This is a genomic window from Paenibacillus alba (genome assembly GCF_013204855.1).
GTDB classification, from domain to species: Bacteria; Bacillota; Bacilli; order Paenibacillales; family NBRC-103111; genus Paenibacillus_E; species Paenibacillus_E alba.
On record NZ_JABMKZ010000117.1, the window covers coordinates 1 to 567 of the forward strand.

The following is a 567-nucleotide window of genomic DNA, read 5'->3' on the forward strand; positions in this document are numbered from 1 at the left end:
AAGAGGTTCAGCAGTTATTTAAGGAAAGGCATAAAGAGAGGATATTGGTTCAGGTCGTGGTACCAAGCGAACGCCTGCAGCTGTTTGAAGCGCTGTCAGGCTTGCTAAAAACTGCGCAGCTCGAACATCCAGGATTCACAGGACAGCTGATCGAAATGGACGGTGAGGAAGAGGGTCCAAGCATCGTCAAGAAATTAGAAGAGAATGCCGGATGCCCTATGGATGATCGGATAAGGTATAGGGACGGGAACCGATGGGTGATGGACTGGGAAGAAGTGCAGGAAAACGGGGAAGAAGGGCATATACCGTGGAAAGACCGCGGGGTGTATTGGATCACGGGGGGCTTGGGAGGACTGGGCCTTATTTTTGCAGGTGAGATTGTCGAGAGGGTAACGGAGGCGGTATTGATTCTGACCGGAAGATCCCCGTTAACCGAAGAGAAGGAAGCAAAACTAAAACAATTGGAGGTCCGAGGAGCCAGAGTAGCATACAGGCAGGTCGATGTATCCTGCAAGGAAGCAGTGGAGGAGCTGGTCGTTTGGATTCAAGAAGAATTCGGCGGCCTCA

Annotated in this window: 1 protein-coding gene; it reads left to right on the forward strand. The window is 51.3% G+C overall.

Translation table 11 applies throughout. From position 1 onward, the window contains the following. Positions 1-44: 44 nt before the first annotated feature. Positions 45-567, forward strand: a 523-nt coding sequence (locus tag HQN90_RS38175) for a KR domain-containing protein (protein ID WP_173228002.1), incomplete at its 3' end; no start/stop codon positions are given.